12 protein-coding genes are annotated in these 20723 nt (G+C 72.4%); 7 read left to right on the forward strand and 5 right to left on the reverse strand.

What is annotated here, in order from left to right:
- Positions 1 to 5 precede the first annotated feature (5 nt).
- Complete coding sequence (locus FDP22_RS21410; protein WP_138576213.1) at positions 6 to 269, forward strand: YMGG-like glycine zipper-containing protein; 264 nt, start codon at positions 6 to 8, stop codon at positions 267 to 269.
- A 53-nt stretch (positions 270 to 322) separates the two neighbouring features.
- Positions 323 to 2569 (forward strand): mechanosensitive ion channel family protein, encoded by a 2247-nt coding sequence (locus tag FDP22_RS24740; RefSeq protein ID WP_239032000.1) that lies wholly within the window; start codon positions 323 to 325, stop codon positions 2567 to 2569.
- A gap of 133 nt (positions 2570 to 2702) precedes the next feature.
- On the opposite strand, the gene FDP22_RS21420 is transcribed toward FDP22_RS24740, so the two are convergent.
- The 3 genes from FDP22_RS21420 to FDP22_RS21430 form a co-directional block, all read right to left on the reverse strand.
- Positions 2703 to 3647 (reverse strand): DUF2950 family protein, encoded by a 945-nt coding sequence (locus FDP22_RS21420; RefSeq protein ID WP_138576214.1) that lies wholly within the window; start codon positions 3645 to 3647, stop codon positions 2703 to 2705.
- Positions 3648 to 3670: 23 nt separating this feature from the next.
- Complete coding sequence (locus tag FDP22_RS21425) at positions 3671 to 5089, reverse strand: DUF3300 domain-containing protein (RefSeq protein WP_239032001.1); 1419 nt, start codon at positions 5087 to 5089, stop codon at positions 3671 to 3673.
- A gap of 193 nt (positions 5090 to 5282) precedes the next feature.
- On the reverse strand, positions 5283 to 7925 hold the full coding sequence (locus FDP22_RS21430; protein WP_138576216.1) for a cation:proton antiporter: 2643 nt from the start codon (positions 7923 to 7925) through the stop codon (positions 5283 to 5285).
- A 1198-nt stretch (positions 7926 to 9123) separates the two neighbouring features.
- Between FDP22_RS21430 and FDP22_RS21435 the strand changes: the two genes are divergently transcribed.
- From FDP22_RS21435 to FDP22_RS21455, 5 genes are all read left to right on the forward strand, one after another.
- Positions 9124 to 11751, forward strand: coding sequence for a bifunctional diguanylate cyclase/phosphodiesterase (locus FDP22_RS21435; protein WP_138576217.1), 2628 nt, complete (start codon positions 9124 to 9126; stop codon positions 11749 to 11751).
- 289 nt (positions 11752 to 12040) lie between these two features.
- Positions 12041 to 12463, forward strand: coding sequence for a GlcG/HbpS family heme-binding protein (locus tag FDP22_RS21440; RefSeq protein ID WP_138576218.1), 423 nt, complete (start codon positions 12041 to 12043; stop codon positions 12461 to 12463).
- 110 nt (positions 12464 to 12573) lie between these two features.
- Positions 12574 to 13302, forward strand: a complete 729-nt coding sequence (locus FDP22_RS21445; RefSeq protein WP_239032002.1) for a Crp/Fnr family transcriptional regulator — start codon at positions 12574 to 12576, stop codon at positions 13300 to 13302.
- Between the two features lie 149 nt (positions 13303 to 13451).
- The gene (locus tag FDP22_RS21450) at positions 13452 to 14021 is read left to right on the forward strand and encodes a biliverdin-producing heme oxygenase (RefSeq protein ID WP_138576219.1); all 570 of its coding nucleotides are present in this window, start codon (positions 13452 to 13454) and stop codon (positions 14019 to 14021) included.
- Positions 14022 to 14035: 14 nt separating this feature from the next.
- Positions 14036 to 16585: an HWE histidine kinase domain-containing protein gene (locus FDP22_RS21455; protein ID WP_239032003.1), complete on the forward strand. Its 2550-nt coding sequence runs from the start codon at positions 14036 to 14038 to the stop codon at positions 16583 to 16585.
- A 308-nt stretch (positions 16586 to 16893) separates the two neighbouring features.
- Here FDP22_RS21455 and FDP22_RS21460 read toward each other — a convergent pair whose 3' ends face one another.
- Positions 16894 to 17925, reverse strand: coding sequence for an NADP-dependent oxidoreductase (locus FDP22_RS21460; RefSeq protein WP_138576221.1), 1032 nt, complete (start codon positions 17923 to 17925; stop codon positions 16894 to 16896).
- 890 nt (positions 17926 to 18815) lie between these two features.
- Positions 18816 to 20573, reverse strand: a complete 1758-nt coding sequence (locus FDP22_RS21465) for a DEAD/DEAH box helicase (RefSeq protein ID WP_138576222.1) — start codon at positions 20571 to 20573, stop codon at positions 18816 to 18818.
- Positions 20574 to 20723: the final 150 nt, after the last annotated feature.

The following is a 20723-nucleotide window of genomic DNA, read 5'->3' on the forward strand; positions in this document are numbered from 1 at the left end:
GGATCATGAAAGCCCTCCTGCCGGTGCTCGCCGCGTCTCTCCTCTCCGCCTGCGCGGGCATGAACGACACCCAGCAGCGCGCGGCCAGCGGCACGCTCATCGGCGCCGGCAGCGGCGCGGTGATCGGCGCGATCGCCGGGGATGCCGGCATGGGCGCGGTGATCGGCGCCGGCGCCGGCCTGCTCGGCGGCCTCGTGGTCGACAAGGTCGAGAAGGACAAGGCGTCCGCCTATGAACAGGGTGTCCGCGACGGCCGCGCCACCCGGTGATCCCTTTCGCCTGCCCGCCGCCCGCGCGGGCCACAACATGAGGCCACTGCCCCTTGACTCCTGCCAGATCCGCGCTCGCGATCCTCTCCGCGCTTCTCAGTCTGATCGTGTTCTGGAGCGCGGTTCCCCCCGTGGCCCGCGCCCAGCAGGAGCCGCCCGCCGCCGTGAGTGAGCAGGACATGTCCGGGCTGGTGGATGCCGCGCGCAAGGCGGGGCTGGAAATCCTCGTGCTGCGCCCCTCCACCGCCCCGGCCCCGGTCGTGCCGGCCGACGCGGCGGCGCCCGCGGAGGTCGACAGCCTCACCCTGCGGCTCGCCGCCGGCGCTGATGCCATGAAGGCCGATCTGGCCCGCACCCCGGGCTGGCTGGACCGGATGCTCTACCACCCCGAACCGCCGCTGCAGCCGCGCTGGCTGGGCATCGGGCTGATCTACACCGCCATTTCCATGGGCATTGGCGGGCTGGTCGGCTGGGCGGGCGGACGGCGGCTGCGCGCCGGGCTGGTGCCGGCGGCGCCCCTGCCGGGGGCCTCGCTGGGCGACCGGCTGCGCTTCCTGCTCGGCCGCTCGCTCGTCGCCGTGCTGGTGATGGCGATCGTGCTGGTGGTCTCGCTGCTGGTGGCCCTGCTGATCGGCGCGCGGGATCCGGGCTTCCGGGACGTGTTCCTCTCCGCGCTGGAGGCGGCCATCACCGGCGGGCTGGTGATGATCACCTTCCGCGCCATCCTCGCGCCCTGGCGGCCGGCGGCGCGGGTGCTGCCCTTCGAGGACGCCGAGGCGCAGCGCATCTTCACCACGCTGCGCCTCACCGTCTGGACGGCGCTGCTGCTCTCCGCCTGCGCCGCGCTGGCCGCGCGCAAGGAGGCGCCGGACGGTTTCATCGACCTGCTGCGCGACTGTGCCTCGCTGGTGGTGGCCATCGGGCTGGTGCGCGCGGTGTTCGCGGCGCGGTTCATCTTCGTGCGCATGGCCGAGGCGGACCTGCGCCCGGTGCGCTTCTGGCACCGCCGCTGGCATGTGATCGCAGCGGTGTATCTGGCGCTCACCGTGGCGGTGACCCTCCTCGCCCGGCTGCTGAACGTCGACGTGGAGGGGCTGGTGGCCGCCCCGATCATCGCGGTGCTGCTGGGGCTGATCGTGAAGGGTGTCGGGCTGATCTTCATCGACCACCAGTATGCCGACCGCCCGGTGCGCGTGGTCTCCGACGTCGCGGAGGCCGGTACGCCGGTGGCCCCCGCGCCCCCGGTGCCGCACCCCTGGCGCGGCTGGGCCCTGGGCAGCCTCAACCACCTCGCCCTCGCGGCGGCGGCGGTGTGGATCATCAGCCGCTGGAACATCGGGCTGTTCGGCCCGGACGGGCGGGTGCACGCGGTCTGGACCATCCTGCTCATGGCGCTGATCGGCTCCATCGGCTGGGAGGCGATCCGCACCGCCTTCGACCGTCGCCTGGCGGAGGAGCAGGGCACCGCCCCCGGTGCGGAGGACGACCCGGAGAGCGAGTCCGAGATCGGCACCGGAAAGTCGCGCCTTGCCACCCTGCTGCCACTGTTCCGCAACGCGGTGCTCATCGCCATCCTGGTGCTGGTGAGCATGGTGATGCTCTCCGCGCTGGGAGTGGACGTGGGGCCGCTCTTCGCCGGTGCCGGGTTGATCGGCTTCGCCGTGGGCTTCGGGGCGCAGGCGCTGGTGCGCGACGTGTTTTCCGGCGTGTTCTTCCTGGTCGACGACGCGTTCCGCGTGGGCGAATACATCGAGACCGGCTCGGCCAAGGGCACGGTGGAGCGCATCTCCATCCGCTCCATGCAGTTGCGCCACCAGAACGGCCCGCTGCACACCGTGCCCTTCGGCGAGATCAGCCAGCTCACCAACTACTCGCGCGACTGGGTGATCATGAAGCTGCCCATCGCCGCGCGCTACGGCACCGACCCGGAGAAGGTGCGCAAGATCGTGAAGAAGCTCGGCATCGCCCTGCTGGCGGACCCGGAGCTGGGGCCGAAGTTCATCGAGCCGCTGAAATCGCAGGGCGTGCTGGAGATCTCCGACACCGGCCTCGTGTTCCGCGTGAAGTTCAAGACCCGCCCGGGCGACCAGTTCGTGCTGCGCAAGACCGTCTTCCACCGCATCTCGGAGGCCTTCGCGAAGGAGGGCATCGAATTCGCCGGCCGCGAGGTGCGCGTGCGCGTGCTCGACGAGGATGACAGGACCATCCCGGCGGAGGACCCCCGCGCCCAGCAGGCCGTGGCCGCCGCCGCCGGAGACATCGCCACGGAAGCCGCGCAGGACGCCGAAAGCAAGCGCTGAACCCCCGCGGGGCGCGGCGGCGGGCCTCCCCCGGCAGCGGGCGGGGCAGGGCCCACCGGAATGGGAAGCGGCCCGCGGGAGATGTCCCGCGGGCCGTTGTCCTGTCCGGCTGCGCGCCGGGGCGGGGCCGGGGTTACTCGGGCACGAGCTCCCACGCCTCCCCGGGGTTGAAGCGCTCGATCCAGGGCACGATCCGGTCGGTCTCCGGGCCGAGGTCGGCCTCGTAGAGCACGCCCTGCTGGTTCGCGACGAAGCTGTGCACCCCGCTCTCGCCGTAATGCGCCGGCCAGGCGAGGATGGCGTATCCCGCGATCATGTTGCCGTTGATCACGTAGTCATAGGCCCCGCCGGCAATGTTGTCGCCCTGGCCGGTGAGGATGCGGAAATGGTAGCCGAAATAGCCGCGCCCGGCGCTGGCGTCATCCAGCTCCGCGGTGTTGATGCCCTCGCCCGCGGGGCTGGGGCCGTCCTCATCCGTTTCCGGCCAGTAGAGCCCGTCGGTCATCCCCGGGGTGCTCACCAGCGTCTGGGCGTATTCGAGCACGCCGTCGCCGTCGCGGTCCACCGCCGCATAGTCGACCTGGGCGTCGAGATAGGCGTGCACCGTGTCGATGGCGGCAAGTTCGTTCTCGCCCACGTGGCGGTTCACGATCTCGTCCAGCCCGGCCCGGGTGTCGAAGGCCCAGGACCCGTCCCCGGCCTTCACAACCGGGAAGGGCAGCGGCCAGAGCCGCCAGCCGATGTCGATGAGCACGCGGTCCTCCTGGTCCTGCGTGACGATGCGCGCCTCGGCCCCTCTGCGCATCTGCGCATAGGCCTCCACCGTGTCCGGGCTGTCGCGCAGCGCGGCCGCATCGAGGCCGAGCAGGGCGGCGAGCCCGTCGAAATCATCCCCGGTGAGCGCGGTGCGCAGCGCCTCCACGGCGGCATCCGCGCTGTCGAACTGCGGCGCCGGTGTGGCGGAGACGTAGCGGGCGAAGGGCGCCTCCTCCGCCCCCTGGGCATGGGCTGTGCCGGTGAGGCCGGCGGCGAGGGCGAGCGCGAGGGCCGCCCGGGCGGGCAGGGGGGTGTTGGTCATGATCTCGTCTCCGATCCGCAATCTCACCGGCCGCGCCGGCCGCCGACCTTCGGCTTGCCCCCGGCCCGTCCGCCTCCGCGGGCCTCCGCGCCCCGCTTGGACGCCATCTTGGCGCGCGTGCCGCCACCGCCGCCGGAGCCGAGCGCGGAGCGCGGGCGCGATGCGCCGGGCTTCGCGCCAAGTTTCGGCTTGCCCGAGGGCTTGAGCAACGGTTTGCCGCCGCCGCCGCCGCTGGCGAGGCGCGATCCGCCGGAGGGCTTGGTGAGCGCAGGCCGCGAGCCGGCCCCGGCCGGGGGTTTCAGTGCCGGGCGGTCTCCGCCACCGCCGGGTTTCAGGCCTGGCTTGTCGCCTCCGCCGGGGCGCAGGCTCGGCCTGTCGCCGCCGCCGGGCCGCAGGCCTGGTTTGTCGCCCCCGCCGGGCCTCAGCCCCGGCCTGTCGCCCCCGCCGGGCTTCAGCCCCGGCCTGTCGCCACCGCCCAGGCCGCCGCTTGCCGCGGCCTTGCGGATATCGCGTGACCGCGCCTCGCGGTCGGGGCGGGCGCCGGGGCGCCCCCCTGCGCCGAGGGCGCCGCCGGGGCGCCGGTCGCCCCGACCGCCGATGGTGCCGCGGTTGTCCAGCCTGTCGCCGATCTTGTCGCGGTCGAAGCCGTTGAACTGGTCCCGGTCGATGCTGATCTTGTCACGGTCGACCTTGGTCCAGTCCACGTCGCGCCAGTTCACCTTGCCGTTGATGTTGTTGAAGCAATTGCGGCAGTTGATGTCGACGTCGCTGTCCCAGTGGCCGCCGCGCACGCCCCAGTCGTCCCAGTCCACGACGGCGCCCCAGGCCAGGCCGGTGATCACCCCGGTGAAGAAGGTGGCGGTGGGCAGGTAGTAGTTCGGGTAGGGCTGCGGGTAATAGGCCACCGGCGCGCGCACGTAATCGGGCTCGTAGAGCATTTCCGGCGGGTACTGCGGCACGTAGACCTGATCCACCTCGGTGGGCTGGATGATGATCGTGTCGCCCTCCTGCACCACCTCGGTGTGCTGGTCGGTCTGGATCACCCCGTCGGCCACAGCCTGGGAGCGGAGCTGCTGGATGGCGACGAGCACGTCCTGCTGCTGGTAGCTCACGGCATCGCCGAGCTGGCCGGTCCACTCCAGGTCGTCGCTCATCATCTTCACGATCTCGGGCGTGTTGAGCAGCGAGATCACCGAGCCGTCCCAGTCCGGGTCCGGGCTGTCGCCCGCCTTCGCGCCGTCGAGGAAGCGCTCGGCCTCCACGATCTGCAGCGGGTAGAGCGAGGCGGCGGCGATGGCCGCCACCAGCGAATCCGGGTAGAGGGCGATGCGGGCGACGAGGATTTCCATCTCCTCCTCGGTCAGCGCGCCGTCATCGGCCTCCGCCGCGGGGGCATCGGCGGAACTGGCGGGGGCATCCTGTGCGGTTGCTTCGCGGGGCAACGCCGTTGTTACAAGCAATCCGAAAGCGAAGGAGAGAAACAGTATCGATTGCTGACGTATTGGAGCAGTCATTTCGAATCCTCCGCTTTGGAGATGCCATTCCCGAACGGGAAGCGCCCCACGTGTTTTGACGTAGTATTAGCATCGAAAGCGGATTCGGACGAAACGATTGTTTTCGGGCGGGAACAAGACCTCAGCCGGAGGCGGCGCCCCCCGTGCGGGGCAGGGTCGCCTCGGCGGTGGTTTCTTCCGCCGGGCCGGTGGCGGCGGCGAAATCGGCCTCCGTCGCGGTGGCGGCGCCGGCCACGTCGGTGCTCTCGGGCGCCGGTTCCTCCGGCAGGACGGGCAGGGTGGGCGGGCGCATCACTCCCGGCGAGCCGGCCTGGCTTGCCTCCACCGCCTCGCGCAGCGAGGGGTTGCGCTCCAGCAGCCGGCGGAAGCGGCTGTCGTCGAGGCTGAGCAGGGTGCAGGGGGTGATCGCGGTCACCTGCGCGCGGCGGCGGCGCTTTGCCAGCAGGCCGAGCTGGCCGAACATCTGCCCGCGGCCCAGCCGCTGCTTCTGGCCCGCGAACTCCACCTCCACCGCGCCGGAGGCGATGAAGTAGACGCTGCGCGCCACGTCGCCCTTGCGGATGATCACCTTGCCCGGCGCGGCGAACACCGTGACCAGGGCGCGCGCCAGTTTCACCCGGTGCTGCTCCTCCATGTTCTGGAACAGCGGAAACTGGCTCACCAGCGACGGCTTGTGCAGGGTGATGTCGAGGCGCGGGCGCACCTCCACCCGGGCGCGGCTGCGCGCCAGTTCGGCCATCAGCTTGGCATGCACCTCGAAGCCCACCAGCCCGTCGGCCAGCAGGGCGGCGTATTCGCGCTCCTCCATCCGCAGCACGGTGCGGCGGATGAACACGCGTTCGAGCTGCTCGGCATACCCCGGGTACTGCAGCCGCAGGCCCTCGAGCGCGCGGGAGACCTCCTCCTCGCGCCGCTCCAGCACCTCATGCAGCAGTTCGGCCACGCGCTTGCCGTGGATGCGCAGGATCTTGGCGGAGATGAAGCCGTGCAGGTCGCGCAGGATGAACTGCTGGTGGACGAGGATCTCGAACCGGTCGGCGGTGATCGCGGCCAGCGGGCGCGACAGGCGCAGCCGGTTGTGCAGCATCACCGCCAGCCGGTAGCCCGGGTTGTAGACCAGCGCCCGACGGGCGGCGAGCCGGTACTGGCTGCGCCCGCCGCGGGTGCGTTCGATCAGCCGGTCCACGTCCGAGAGCATCCGGTCCACCAGCCGGGCGGAGATGACCTGCTGGTTGAACTGCTCCAGGATGAGGTCGCGCTCGCGCCCCGCCAGCGCCACCAGGCCGAGGGTGATGCGGTCCCGGTCCAGGATCTCGGCGCCGGCCTCGGCCTCGCGCACCGCGCGCTCCAGCCGGTCGCCGAAGCTCTTGGCCTCCGAGCGTACGATGTCATGGGTGAGGCCGTGGTCGCGCGCCGCCTCCGTCGCATCCTCGCGCACGTTCTGCAGCGCGACGGCGATCACCTGGTTGGACAGGGCAAGGTCGATGGGCGACAGCCGGTCCAGCCCGATGCGGCGGATCATCCAGCGCAGCGTGGTGCCCTGGAACACCAGCGTGAACAGGGTGAAGCCGGTGGCCAGGATGCCGACGGCGCGCTTCACCTCCGGCTCCACCAGGGCGTTCTCCGTCACCGCGAGGGCGAGGGCCAGCGTGACCGCGCCGCGCAGGCCGCCCCAGAGGATGGCGAGCCGGTAGGGCGGGTCCACCCTGGGCGAGAGGCGCAGCAGGGTCATCAGCGGCAGCAGCACCCAGAGCATGAGCGCCCGCGCCACCACGGCCGCCGCCACCACCACCAGCACCAGTCCGAGGTCTGTCAGGTCCATCCCGGAGAGGAACCGCGGGATCAGCAGCGCGGCGAGCACGAAGATGAGCGAGCCGGCCCAGTGCGCCAGCAGGTCCCAGACCTCGCGCAGGTAGGTCCAGGTGACGGGCGAGAGCCGGCCGGGCCCGAGCAGGTTCATCGTGAGCCCGGAGACCACCACCGCCGTGACCCCGGAGGCGCCCAGCAGCCGCTCGGTGACGATGTAGGTGAGGTAGGGAATGGCCACGGTGATGGAGACCTGCGCCAGCCGGTGCCGCCCGACCAGCGCCACCAGCATCACCCCGGCCCGTGCCACCAGGTATCCGGTGCCCGCCCCGCCCAGGATCAGGAACGGGAACTGCCCCACCGCCGCGCCCAGCGTCGGGTCCGGCACGCCGGCCATCACGAAGGTGAGGAACAGCCCGAACAGCGCGATGGCCGCGGCGTCGTTCAGCAGGCTTTCGCCTTCCACGATGCGTGACAGGCGCTGCGGCGCCGCGATGTCGCGGAAGATCGAGACCACGGCGGAGGGGTCGGTGGTCGAGACGATGGCGCCGATCAGCAGGCAGGCGGTCAGCGGCAGCCCGCTCACCGGCTGGAGCGCGAAGCCGATGGTGAAGGTCGCCACGATCACCGCGACCACGGCCAGCAGCAGGATGGGCACCCAGTCATCGAGCATCCGGCGCAGGTTCAGCCCCAGCGACACCTGGAACAGCAGTGTCGGCAGGAAGATGTAGAGGAAGACGTAGGAGTGGATCGGCAGGCCGAGAATGGCCTCCGCCACCGGGTTCAGCACGTCGGTGAGATCGGTGCTGAGCATGTAGCTCGCCCCGGCCCCGACGAGGATGCCCATGCCGGCGAGAATCACGCTGTAGGGCAGGCGCAGCCGCGCAGCCAGCGGCTCGCTCAGTCCGATGAGGATGAACAGGCCGGAAATGACACTGATTACGCCGATAAGTTCCATACGTCCAACGGATGTCCGGTGCGGAGGGGGTGCGAGCCTTCGGAATGCAGGCAGGCCCGGCGACTTGTCAAGGCACCTGACCGGCATGGGGCCCCGTAGCGCAGCCGCCGCCACCGCGCCCGGCCCGCCGCCGGGCCCCGGCTGGCCCCAACGCTCGTGCCACGCCCCCCTGGCGACCCGGTGTCAGCCACGACCCGGACCGCGAGCATGCGGGCCGGGACATGAACACGGGGTAAAGGCAGGCTGGCTCAAGACGGAGGCAGGAAACCGCAGCGGAGCGCGGGACGCACAGGGCAGGACCAGGGCCGCAGGATGAGGCCGGCAGCACGGGAAGGCCAGCCGGCAGAGCCGGCGCACCACGTCAGGGCACGGGTACAGCGGCGCGCGACCGTGGCAGCGGGCGGGGCCAGGGCGGGGAGGCCGACCGCTCGGAGCATGGCCGGGAGACCGGCTCCTTCTCTCGTTTGCGGCTGGGGCCCGCAGGACAGGAGCGATGGCGAGAGGCCGGGCCGGAACGCGAGCCGAGAGGGCCGCCCCGCCGGGCGCTGCCGGCGCGCCCCGTCCTGCCGCGCCCTGTCAGGGCATGAGCAGGGGGGCCGATCAGCCGGGCGCTGCCGGGGCGTGAGCGAGGTGGTCCACCCTGCCGGGCGGTGAGCGGGTCGCGCCGTCCTGTCGGGCGCTGCTGAGGACCAGGTGGGGTGGTCCGTTCCGCCGGGCGTTGCCGGGGGGGAGTGGGGCGCGCCGTCCTGCCGGGCGACGTCAGGGCGTGAGGGGGCAGTCTGTTCCGTCGGGCGCTGCCGGGGCAGTGGTGGGGCGGTCCACCCTGCCGGGCGGTGCGGGGGAGCGGGCGGGGCGCGCCGTCCTGCCGGACGACGTCAGGGCGTGAGCGGGGCAATCCGTCCTGTCGGGGCCGCGCCCCGGAGCAGTGGCGGGGCGATCCGCTCTGCCGGGTGGTGCGGGGGCGTCAGCGGGGTGTCTGTTCCGCCGGGCGCAGCCGGGGTGTGCGCTGGGTGTCGTCATCCCGCACCGGCCCCGGGGAGGCGGGCTGATCAGCGGTTTCGGGCGGCCCCGTGGGCCGGTGGGACGCCCGGGCCGCTCCGGGATGCCGCTTGACCGCGCGCCGGATCGCCGCGAACATCTCGCAGCGTCTCTTGTCTCCAGGACCGGACACCAGCCATGCCTGGATTGTGCAGCCCGTATGGTCGTTAGGCCCTATCTCCCCGTTGCGATCCTCTCGATCGGGGTGGCCTTGGGCGTGATCCTGCTTGACCGCCAGCAGGCCGGCATCCTCATGGAGCGGCAGCGCCTCGCCACGATGGAGGACCTGTCCCGCCTGCGCCTGCGCCTGCAGGGCGAGGTGGACAGCGACATCCAGCTGGTGCGGGGGCTGGTCTCCGCGCTGGAGGAGGATCCGGAGATGACGGTGTCGGCCTTCACCACCCGGGCCCGTCGGCTGCTCGCCCATTCCGGCTCGGTGCGCACGGTGGTGGTGGCGCCGGGGCTGAAGGTGTCGATGGTCTATCCGCAGGCGGCGGCCGACTCGCTGATGGGGCGTGACCTGCGCAGCCTGCTGGGCCAGGGCGAGAGCGCCGTCGCCGCCCTCACCGCGCGCGACGTGGTGATCGCGGGGCCGGTGGTGCTGGGGCAGGGCGGGCGGGGCCTGCTGCTGCGCTACCCGGTGAGCGTGCAGGGTGCGAACGGCCGGCCGCACCGCTGGGGCATCGTGTCCGCCAGCATCGACCTCGACGCGCTGATCGCCCGTGGCGGGCTCACCCTGTCGCAGCACGACTTCGACTTCGCCCTCTCCGCCGATGCTCCGTCCGACGGCATGCCGGAGGTGTTCTTCGGCTCGCCCGGGGTGCTGGACGAACAGCCGGTTCAACAGCGGCTGGAGCGCATGGGCTGGACACTCTCTGCCGCGCCGCGGGGGGGCTGGGCGGCGCCCGACGGTGCGCTGCGGGACTTTCGCGCGCTGCTGAGCATCGTCGCGCTGCTGATCATCGCGCCGATGGCCTGGGCGGGCTGGCTGCTGGGCCAGCGCAAGCGGAGCATCGCGGAGCTGCTGCGGCGCGAGGCGGACCTGGTCGCGGCCTCGCGGCGACTGCAGCTCGCCATCGAATCCTCCGGCATGCAGATCTGGCAGCGCGACGCCGTCACCGGCGAGAGCATCAGCGACCCGGCCTTCGGCCCGCCCGGGGGCCCGGCGGGGGCGGAGGGCGGCGGCACCTGGGGGCCCGAGATCCTACCCGAGGACAGGGCGGTGCTGCGCGCCCGCTTCCACGAGGCGGTGCGCACCGGGCAGCCCTTCTCCGCCGAATACCGCATGCGCGGACCGGACGGCGCCCTGCGCCACCTGCGCTCCTACGGGCGCACCTATGCGGACCCGGGCGCGCGCCCGGTGATGATCGGCGCCGACTGGGAGGTGACCTCCTTCGTCCGCCTGAACGAGAGCCTGCGCGAGGCCAGCCGCCAGGCCCAGACCCGGGCGCAGCTTCTGGAGGTGGCGCGCGATCGGCTGGAGTACAACGCCAACCACGACGCGACCACCGGCCTGCCGAACCGCAACCACCTCGAGACCCTGTTCGAGACCCTGGACGCGGACGCCGCTGACGCCGGGCCGCTCTCGGTCATCATCATCGACCTGCACCGCTTCAAGGACATCAACGACACGCTGGGTTATCACGGCGGCAACGAAATCCTGCGCCGCACCGGCACCGTGCTCAGCGAGGCGGCACGCCCGCAGGACGTGGTCGCCCGGGTGGGGGGCGACGAATTCGTCGTCGTCACCCGGCAGCACACCTTTCCGGAGGACCCGGACAACCCGGCGCGCCGCATGCTCGACGCGCTCACGCGGCCCTTCCTGCACGGGGCGCATGAATATCGGGTGGGGGCCACGGTGGGCGCGGCCGCGCGCAGCCACAGGCGGGAGAAATCCACCTCCGTCTTCCTCAACGCCGACATCGCGCTGCACGCCGCCCGGCAGCGCGGGCGCAACCACATCGAGTATTTCACCGACACCCTGCGCGCCGAGGCCGTGGACACCAAGCGCATGGCCGACGACGTGCTGCGCGGGCTGGAGCGGCGGGAGTTCATCCCGGTCTACCAGCTGCAGTTCGACGCCCGCACCCTGGAGGTGACGGGCGCGGAGGCGCTGGTGCGCTGGCAGCACCCGCGGCAGGGGCTGCTCACGCCGTTCCGCTTCCTGGAGGTGGCGGAGATGCTCAACGTGATGGGCGATCTCGACGCGATGGTGCTGGAGCAGGCGCTGGCGGACTTCCGCGGCTGGGCGGCGCAGGGCCTGCGCGTGCCGCGGATCTCGGTGAACGTCTCGGCCCAGCGGCTGGGCGACGACATGCTGGCCGAGCGCATCTCCCGGCTGGACTTCGAGCCGGGCACCCTGGCGTTCGAGCTGGTGGAGACGATTTCCTTCGACGACGCATCCCAGCAGATCGCGGACAATATCCAGCGCATCCGGGCCCTGGGCATCGACATCGAGATCGACGATTTCGGCACCGGCTACGCCTCCATCCTGAGCCTGCTCAACCTGTCGCCGCGCTTCCTGAAGATCGACAAGGACCTGGTGCTGCCGGTGGTCGGCTCCGCGCGCTCGCGCAAGCTGGTGTCCTCGGTGGTCGAGATCGGGCGGGCGCTCGGCATCGGGGTGATCGCCGAAGGGGTGGAGAGCGCGCGCCATGCCGAGATCCTGCGCGACCTCGGCTGCCAGATCCTGCAGGGCTACGCGCTGGCCCGCCCGATGCCGGCCGAGGATCTGCCCGCCTTCATCCGCGCCCGGGCCTGGCAGCCGGGCGCGACGGGCGAGGCCTGAACGGGCCCGCGCCCGGCCGGCCTGACGCGCCTCCGCCGGCCCTCCTCACGACGTCGCCTCCCCCCGGTTGCCGGGCAAGCCTCCGTGCGGGGCGCGCGGTCCGCCCCTTCCGCCGCCGTGCCGGCACGGCAGCCGGGGGGTGCGGGCAGGGCCTGCGCGGGGCTGGCGCTCCTGCCACACCCGTTCCATTCTGCGGAAATCCCCTCCATCTCCTGTCGCGGCGCGGCGGGGCGCGTGCTAGGCGGGGTCGAGGGGGCGGCAGGCGCCCCGGCAAGGCAAGGAGCCGGACATGATCACTTTGCGGCGGATCGACATCGCGGATGCGGGGGTTCTCATCGCGGGCGCGCGGGCGAAGGCGCAGGAGATCGGCGTGCCCATGTGCATCGCCGTGACCGACGAGAGCGGCAACCTCGTGGCCTTCGAGCGCATGGACGGCGGCAAGATCACCAGCATCACCATCGCCATCGACAAGGCCTTCACCGCCGCGGGGGCGAAGAAGGCCACCCATGAATACGGCACCGCCAGCCAGCCGGGCAACCCGACCTACGGCATCAATTCGGCCATCGCCGGGCGGCTGATGGTCGTGGGCGGCGGCCTGCCGGTGACGGTGGAGGGCGCGGTCGTGGGCGGCATCGGCATCAGTTCCGGCACGCCGGATCAGGACCGGGCCTGCGCGGAGGCCGGCATCGCGGCACTGCTCGCCACGCTCTGAGCCGGGACCGGGGGCGGCAGGCGGATTTCCGCGCCCGCCGCCCGGTTGCGAGGGAACCTTTTCCCGCGCCCCGGCGTTCATGACCGGACTCATTCGGGACACCCAGGCCCTTGGCGACAAACTGCAAGAACTGCCCGCTGCGCAAGCGTCCTCTCTTCACCGAGATGAGCGAGGAGGAGCTCGAATTCACCCGCCGTTTCAAGTCCGGCGAGCTGACGGTGGAGGCGGGGACCGTCCTGCTCATGGAGGGGTCCAACAGCCCGCAGCTCTTCACCGCGCTGCATGGCATGGGCGTGCGCTACAAATCCCTCCCCGACGGGCGCCGGCAGGTGATAAACTTCGTCATGCCCGGCGATTTCATCGGCCTGCAGGCCGGGGTGATGGGGGAGATGAAGCACACCGTGGAAGCCACCACCGCGATGACACTCTGCGTGTTCAAGCGCTCGGACCTGTGGAACCTGTTCCGCAGCTTCCCCCGCCGCGCCTATGACCTCGCCTGGCTGGCGGCGCTGGAGGAGCATTTCATCGCCGATGCGCTCACCAGCGTGGGCCGGCGCTCGGCCGTCGAGCGCGTGGCCTGGAGCTTCCATCGGTTCCACAGCCGCGCCGAGGCGATCGGCGCCAGCCGCAACGGCGAGTGCCGGGTGCCCTTCCGCCAGCAGGACCTGGCCGATGCGCTCGGCCTGTCTCTGGTCCACACGAACAAGACCATCAAGCGCCTGCGCGACCGGCAGATCGCCTCCTGGAACGACGGGGTGCTGAAGGTCCTCGACGCCGGGAAGCTGCTGGAACTTGCCCAGATCGACGACTCCGCCCCCGAACTCCGACCGCTCGTCTGAGCCCGGAGCCCGATCCCCCGCCAGTCCGATGCCCGTTGCCGAACCATGATCCCTGTGCCGCTCCGCCACCTGCTGCATCCCCCCGCGCGCCGACCGGTTCCGGCGCCGCGCTCCTGCCCCCGTTGCGGGGCGGGGAGGCGGGCGCCGGCATGAGCGAAGCGAGCGTGCGCGATCACCTCCGGCAGGCCACTGCCGGGCTGCACGAGGCCGTGGACGCGGCCTATTCCACCCTCGATCTGTCGCGGCGCGAGGACTACGGGCGCTTCCTGCTCGGGCACGCCCGCGCGCTGCCCGGGCTGGAGGCCGCGCTGGCGGCGAGCCCGGAGTTCGCGCGCCTGCCCGACGCGGCCGCCCGGCTGCGCCTGCCGGCGTTGCGGGCCGATCTCGCGGCGCTGGGTCATGCGATGCCGCGCGCGCTTGATGTGTCATATGTTAATGAAGCAGGGGCCGGTCTCGGGATAGCCTATGTTCTGGAGGGCTCCCGACTCGGGGCCCGGGTGTTGTCGAAGCGGGCGGCCGCGGGTTCCGCGCCGGTTCCCCTGCAGTTTCTGCACCATGGCGTGGAAGAGCGGTTCTGGGGCGGATTTCTCCACTGGGCCGCCCGGGAAAGCTGGAGCAAGACTGAACTTTCTGCCGCGACGCAGGCGGCCAGGGCCGCCTTCCGGACGTTCCTGGAAGGCGCCGCCGGGCCGGGCCCTGTTCGGAAGGTACCCGATTGATGACGGATGACACATTGCCTGACCTCACAAGCTGCGATCGCGAGCCGATCCACCTCCTCGGCCGCGTGCAGTCCTTCGGCTGCCTCGTCGGGCTGACGTTGGACTGGATGGTCTCGTGCCATTCGCAGAACGCCCCGGCCATGCTGGGCCGTGCGCCGGATGCGGAGCCGATGATCGGCGCCCCGGCGGCGGAGGTCTTCGGCGGGGACCTGATGCACCGGCTGCGCAACCGCATCCAGATGCTGCGCGCCGGCCAGGGGGTGGAGGTGATCAGCCGGGTCGCGCTGCCCACCGGCCAGCATGACATCTCGCTGCATGTCTCGGGCGACACCGTTGTGCTGGAGCTGGAGCCGCACCGGGGCGACAACCCGGAGGACACGGTCTCCACCGTGCGGCGCATCATCGAGCGGGTGTCGCGCTATGCCGCGCCCGGGCGGCTGTTCGAGGATGCCGCGTATTTCCTGCAGCTCGACACCGGCTTCGACCGGGTGATGTTCTACCGCTTCCTGGAGGACGGCGCCGGCGAGGTGATCGCCGAGGCCCGCGCCCCGGGCATGGAGAGCTACATGGGCCTGCGCTACCCGGCGAGCGACATTCCCCGCCAGGCCCGGGCGCTCTACCTGCGCCAGACCATCCGCCTGATCGCGGATTCCTCGGACGTCGGCAGCCCGGTCTCCCCGGTGACGGATGTGTCCGGGCGGATCATCGACCTCTCAAGCTCTGTGCTGCGCGCGGTCTCGCCCGTCCACCTCGCCTATCTGCGCAACATGGGCGTGGCTGCCTCCATGTCGATCTCGATCATCGTGGAGGGGCGGCTCTGGGGGCTGATCGCCTGCCACCACCGCACGCCGCTGGTGCTCTCGCAGGTGCGGCGCAATGCGGCCGAGCTGTTCGGGCAGATGTTCTCGCTGGTGCTGCAGGCCAAGCTGCTGGAGGAGGAGCGCCAGCATGACGACCGGGTGCGCGACCTCTGCGCCGCGATCACCCGCGCCGCCATCCCCGAGGGCCCGATGGGCCGCATGCTGCTCGACTGCGTGCAGGAGTTCACCCCGCTGCTGGAGGCGGACGGCGTCGCCACGGTGATCGAGGGCGTGGTGGCCACCCGCGGCAAGGTGCCGGAGACGCCGGTGATCCTCGCCCTGGCCCGGGCGCTGAACCGCACCCCGACCGGCCAGGTCTATGCCACCGATCATCTCGCCGCGCTGGACCCCGCCACCGCCGCGCACGCGGAGCACGCCTCCGGCCTGCTCGCCATCCCGGTGTCGCGGCTGCCGCGCGACTACATCCTGTTCTTCCGCGGCGAGGTGCGCCGCAAGGTGACCTGGGCGGGCAACCCGCAGAAGCCGGCCAGTTCCACACTGCCCGGCGGCCAGCTCTCGCCCCGCACCAGCTTCGCGGCCTGGCAGGAGGAGGTGACCGGCCATTCCGAGGCCTGGACCCCGGCGCAGCGCCGCGTGGCCGGCCAGCTGCGCGTGAGCCTGCTGGAGGTCGTCCTGCGCCTCACAGACGAGGCCTCGCGCCTGCGCAAGAGCGCGGGCGAGAAGCAGGAGTTGCTGATTTCGGAGCTGAACCACCGGGTGCGCAACATCCTCGGCCTGGTGCGCGGCCTCGTCTCGCAGACCACGACGGGTGAGATCAGCACCGCGGAGATGGTCGTGGTGCTCGAAAGCCGCATCCAGGCGCTGGCCCGCGCCCATGACCAGATCACCCGGGACAACTGGTCCCCCGCCTCGCTGCGCGAACTCGTGCGGGTGGAGGCCGAGTGCTGGCAGTTCGAGCGCCGCGACAGGGTGATCGTCACCGGGCGCGACATGCTTCTGATGCCCACCGCCTTCTCGGCGGTGGCGCTGGTGATCCATGAGCTGATGACCAACTCGGCCAAGTATGGCGCGCTGTCCGGCCCGCGGGGCGAGGTGCATGTCTCCCTCGTGGCGGACGCGGATGACGCGCTGATCCTGGACTGGACGGAGGTCGGCGGCCCGACGGTCGTCGAGCCCACCCGGCGCGGCTTCGGCTCCACCATCATCGAGCGCTCGATCCCCTTCGAGCTGCAGGGCGAGGCCGAGGTGTCCTACCGGCCGGAGGGGCTGAGCGCGCGGTTCTGGGTTCCGGCGGTGCATGTGCGCCCGGGGGCCGCGGATGACGATGTCACGGCGCTCCCCGCGCCCGCGGCCGCGGCCGCGCCGCTGATCGCGCCGCGCCGGGTTCTGGTGCTGGAGGACAACCTGGTGATCGCGATGGATGCCGAGGGCATCTTCCGCGATCTCGGGGCGGAGACGGTGGTGCTGGCCGCGTCGAACGCCCAGGCGGCCCAGCACCTGCAGGCCGCGCCCTTCGACCTCGCGCTGCTGGACGTGAACCTGGGGGCGGAAACGAGCTTTCCCTTCGCCGAACAGCTGCTCGCGGCCGGCATTCCCTTCGCCTTCGCCTCCGGCTACGGCGAGGGCGCGGATTTCCCCGCCACCCTGCGCAGCGCCCCGCGCTTCTCCAAGCCCTACAACGAGGGCACGATCCGCAAGGTGCTGGCGCAGATGTCGCTTACCGGAACCAGCGGCGCCGCCTGAACGCCGGCCTGAGGGCGCAGGTCCGCCGTGCCGCCCGGGCCGCCCTGAGGGCGCAAGGGGGCGGCCGCGCGAGCCCTGAGGGCGCGAGGGGTCCGGGCCCGACGCGCGGTTCCGCAGGCCCTCGGGATCAGGCACGTCCCGGAGCTCGGCTGCGCGCGCCTCGTGTTTCGCGAAGCCCGACCCGCGTGCTCCCAAGGCGGTCGCGCCGGGGAAGACCGGGCCCGGCCGCGCCTGTGCGCCCTGTGTGCCCGGAAGGGGTTCCGGGCGCACAGGCTGCCTGACGCGGAAGAGGCCGGGCGCCCTGCGGGTCAGCCCTGCGTCGGGTCGGCGCCGACGCGGATGACCAGCTTGCCGCGGTTGCGCCCGGTGAGCAGGCCCTGGAAGGCGTCGACGGTGTTCTCCAGCCCGTCGACGATCTCCTCGCGGTAGATCACCTTGCCCTCCGCCAGCCAGCCGCCCATCTCGCGCAGGAAGTCTCCCATGCGCTCGATGTGGTCGAACTGCAGGAACCCGCGGAAGGTGAGGCGCCGGGTGAGCACGAGGCCCATCGCGGCGGGCAGGCGGTCCGGGCCCGGGGGCGGGGCGCTGTCATTGTAATGCGCGATGCGCCCGCACACCGGGATGCGGCCGAAATCGTTCATCAGCGGCAGCACCGCCTCGAACACCGGGCCGCCGACATTCTCGAAATAGATGTCCACCCCGTCCGGGCAGGCGGCGGCGAGGGCCTCGGGGAAGCCGTCCTCGCGGTAGTTCACCGCGGCGTCGAAGCCGAGGGTCTCGGTCACGTAGCGGCACTTGTCCTCGGCGCCGGCCACCCCGATCACGCGGCACCCGAGCAGGCGCCCGATCTGCCCCACGGCCTGACCCACCGCGCCGGAGGCGGCGGAAACCACGATGGTCTCGCCCGGTTTCGGCTTGCCGTGTTCGAGCAGGCCGACATAGGCGGTGAAGCCGGGCATGCCCAGCACGCCGAGCGCGGCGGAGAGCGGGCCGTGCGCCGGGTCCAGTTTCCGCAGGCCGGTGCCGTCGGAGAGCGCATGCGTCTGCCAGCCGGCGCCGGCCAGCACGAAATCGCCCGGGGCGTAGCCCTCCAGCCGGCTCTCCATCACCTCGCAGACGGTGCCGCCCACCATGGTGTCCCCCGGGTGCAGATGGGCGGCGTAGGAGCGTGTGGGGCTCATGCGGCCGCGCATGTAGGGGTCCAGCGAGAGGTAGATCACCCTGAGCAGCACCTGCCCCTCGGCGGGTACGGGCAGGGGGATGTCCTCGAGCTTCAGGTGCTCGGTGGTCGGCATGCCTTGCGGATAGGCGGCGAGGTAGATGCGGCGGGCGGTGGTCATGGGGCTGGTCCTGCGATTGTGTCGGTGGAAAGGATGGCGCGGGAGAGCGGGCGCGTCGACCCCCGATCGCCTCCGCGCGGCAGGTGCGTGGCCCCGCGGCAGGTGCGTCGCCCCCCCCTGCGGAAGGTGTGTCGTGCCTGCGCGAAGGATGCGCCGCCCCGGCACGGCAGGTGCGCCGCGCCCCCGGGCGACGGGTGTGCCGCCCCGGCGCGGAAGGTGTGCCGCGCCCCGAGCGACAGGTGTGCCGCCCCGGCGCGTGAGGTGCATCGTGCCTGCGCGACGGGTGCGCCGCCTCGCGTGCGGAAGGTGCGCCGCCTCCGGCGGCAGGTGTTTCGTTCCCCGAGCGCGGCTCCGGTCAGGGTTCCGCGCGTGGCAGGCGCAGCGGGCGGCATGCGCGGTGCGCAAGCACGATTGGCCCTTCGCATTCGCGCGGGAGAGGGGAAGCAGGCGGGGCGCCGGGGCTCTCCTGCTTTCGCCGGAGGTCCGGAGGCGCTGCGCGGGAGGCAGGGCGGCGTGGCAGGGGGCCGGGGCCGCATTGCGCGGTTTTGCCCGCGCCGGGGCGGGCGGCAACAGGGGCGCAGGGCGTCGCGCCGGCGGGCGAGCGGGGCGTTCGGGACGGTGGCCGGACAGTGCGGGACTCGCGGCGGCGCCTCGGCACGTCAGGCCGGCATGTCGGGGATGGGTGCCCGGTCCGGGGAGGGCGAGACCTGCGCCGCGGTGGCGGGGAGCGGTTCGGCCGGGTGTGCGGGGGGCGGCGGATCCGGGGAGGACATGGCTCAGGCCCGCAGGGCCGGGCGGTATCCGTCCGGGGCGACGGGCGGGGCCGGAAGGCGTCCGGGCGGCGGCAGGGCCGCCCGGGAGAGGGACAGGAGGCGAATCGGGCGCCGGTGTCAGTCCGCCCGGTTGCCCTTGCGGTGGCGGGCCGGCGGGCCGGAGCGGGCCGCGCCCGCGCGTGCGCCGCCGGGGCCCTTGCGCATCGGCGCGCCGGTGCGGGGCTTGCCGCGGAAGGATTTCTCGCCGCGCGGGCCGGCCGGGGCCGGGCCCATGTCGGTCGGCTCGCCCTGGATCGGGGTCACCGTGATGCCCTTTTCCAGCGCGCGCTGCGGGCCGAGAGCGGCGAGGAAGGCCTCGGCATGCCCGGCCGCGATCTGCACGTGGGTCTCCTCGGCCTGCATGCGGATCGCGCCCACTTCGCGGCGCGACAGTCCGCCGGCCTCGCAGAGCATCGGCAGCAGCCAGCGCGGCTCCGCATTCTGGTTGCGCCCCACGGAGAGCGAGAACCAGGCGCTTTCGCCGAAGGCTTCCGGCTTGCGCTTCGCGCCCACGGAGGCGGACGCGACGTCGAGCAGTTCCTCCGGCGCGGACTGGCCGGAGCGGGCGCGGCGGATGAAGGCGGCGGCCACCTTCTCGGCGCCGTGCCGGGCCAGCAGCTCGGCGACCAGCGCGGCCTCCTCGCCGGTGGGGGCGGCTTCGAGCGCGGCATCGCCCAGCAGGCGCTGGTCGTCCTTCGCGAGGATCGCGGCGGCGGAGGGCGGCGCGGCCCATTCCGCGTCGATCCGCGCCGAGGCCAGCAGGCGCTCGGCCCGCTTGCGGCCCGAGGGGGCGACGATCAGCGCGCTCACGCCCTTGCGCCCGGCGCGGCCGGTGCGGCCGGAGCGGTGCAGCAGGCCCTCGCGGTTGGTGGGAAGGTCGGCGTGGATCACCAGTTCCAGGCCGGGAAGGTCGATGCCGCGCGCCGCGACATCCGTGGCCACGCAGACCCGGGCGCGCCCGTCGCGCATCGCCTGCAGGGCGTGGCTGCGCTCCGCCTGGCTCAGCTCGCCGGAGAGGGCGACCACGGGGAAGCCCCGGTTGCCCAGCCGTGCGGTCATGTGGGTGACACCGGCGCGGGTGTTGCAGAACACGATGGCGTTCTCGGCGTCGTAGAAGCGCAGCAGGTTGAGGATCGCGTTTTCCTTGTCGCTCGCGGCGGCCATGAGCACGCGGTACTCGATGTCGACGTGCTGGCTCGCCTCGGCGGTGGTGGTGATGCGCTGCGCATCGCGCTGGTAGCGCTTGGCCAGGGCCGCGATCGGGCGGGAGACCGTGGCGGAGAACATCATCGTGCGGCGCTCGTCCGGGGAGGCCTGCAGGATGGCCTCGAGGTCCTCGCGGAAGCCCAGGTCGAGCATCTCGTCGGCCTCGTCCAGCACCACGGCCTCGATCTCCGAGAGGTTGAGGGCGCCGCGGGCGATGTGGTCGCGCAGGCGGCCGGGGGTGCCGACGACGATATGCGCGCCGCGCTCCAGCGTGCGCCGCTCGGTGCGCATGTCCATGCCGCCGACGCAGGTGGCAAGCACGGCGCCGGTCTCGCCGTAGAGCCATTCCAGCTCCCGGCACACCTGGAGGGCCAGCTCGCGGGTCGGTGCGATGACCATGGCGCGGGGAGCGCCGGCGCGGGGGAAGCGGGCCTCGCCGCCCAGAAGCTGCGGCGCGAGGGCGAGGCCGAAGGCCACCGTCTTGCCGGAGCCGGTCTGGGCGGAGACCAGTGCGTCCGCCGTGCCCAGCTCGGGCGCGATGACTGCCGTCTGGACCGGGGTGAGCCGCTCGTAACCGCGTTTCTGCAATGCCGCGGCCAGCGCCGGCACGATGCCTTCGAACTCTGTCATGTTCCGTCTTTCGGAAAAGTCGTCCTGTCGCCGCGGCTCCGGAGAGCCCGGACGCGTACGCTGTCCCTACCCGGCGAGAGGCCGGGGGAGGAACGATTCCCCCCGCTCCTACTGCGCACGGGCGGGATTGTACAGGGATGGCGGCGCCTT

This window comes from Paroceanicella profunda (assembly GCF_005887635.2).
Lineage (GTDB): Bacteria > Pseudomonadota > Alphaproteobacteria > Rhodobacterales > Rhodobacteraceae > Paroceanicella > Paroceanicella profunda.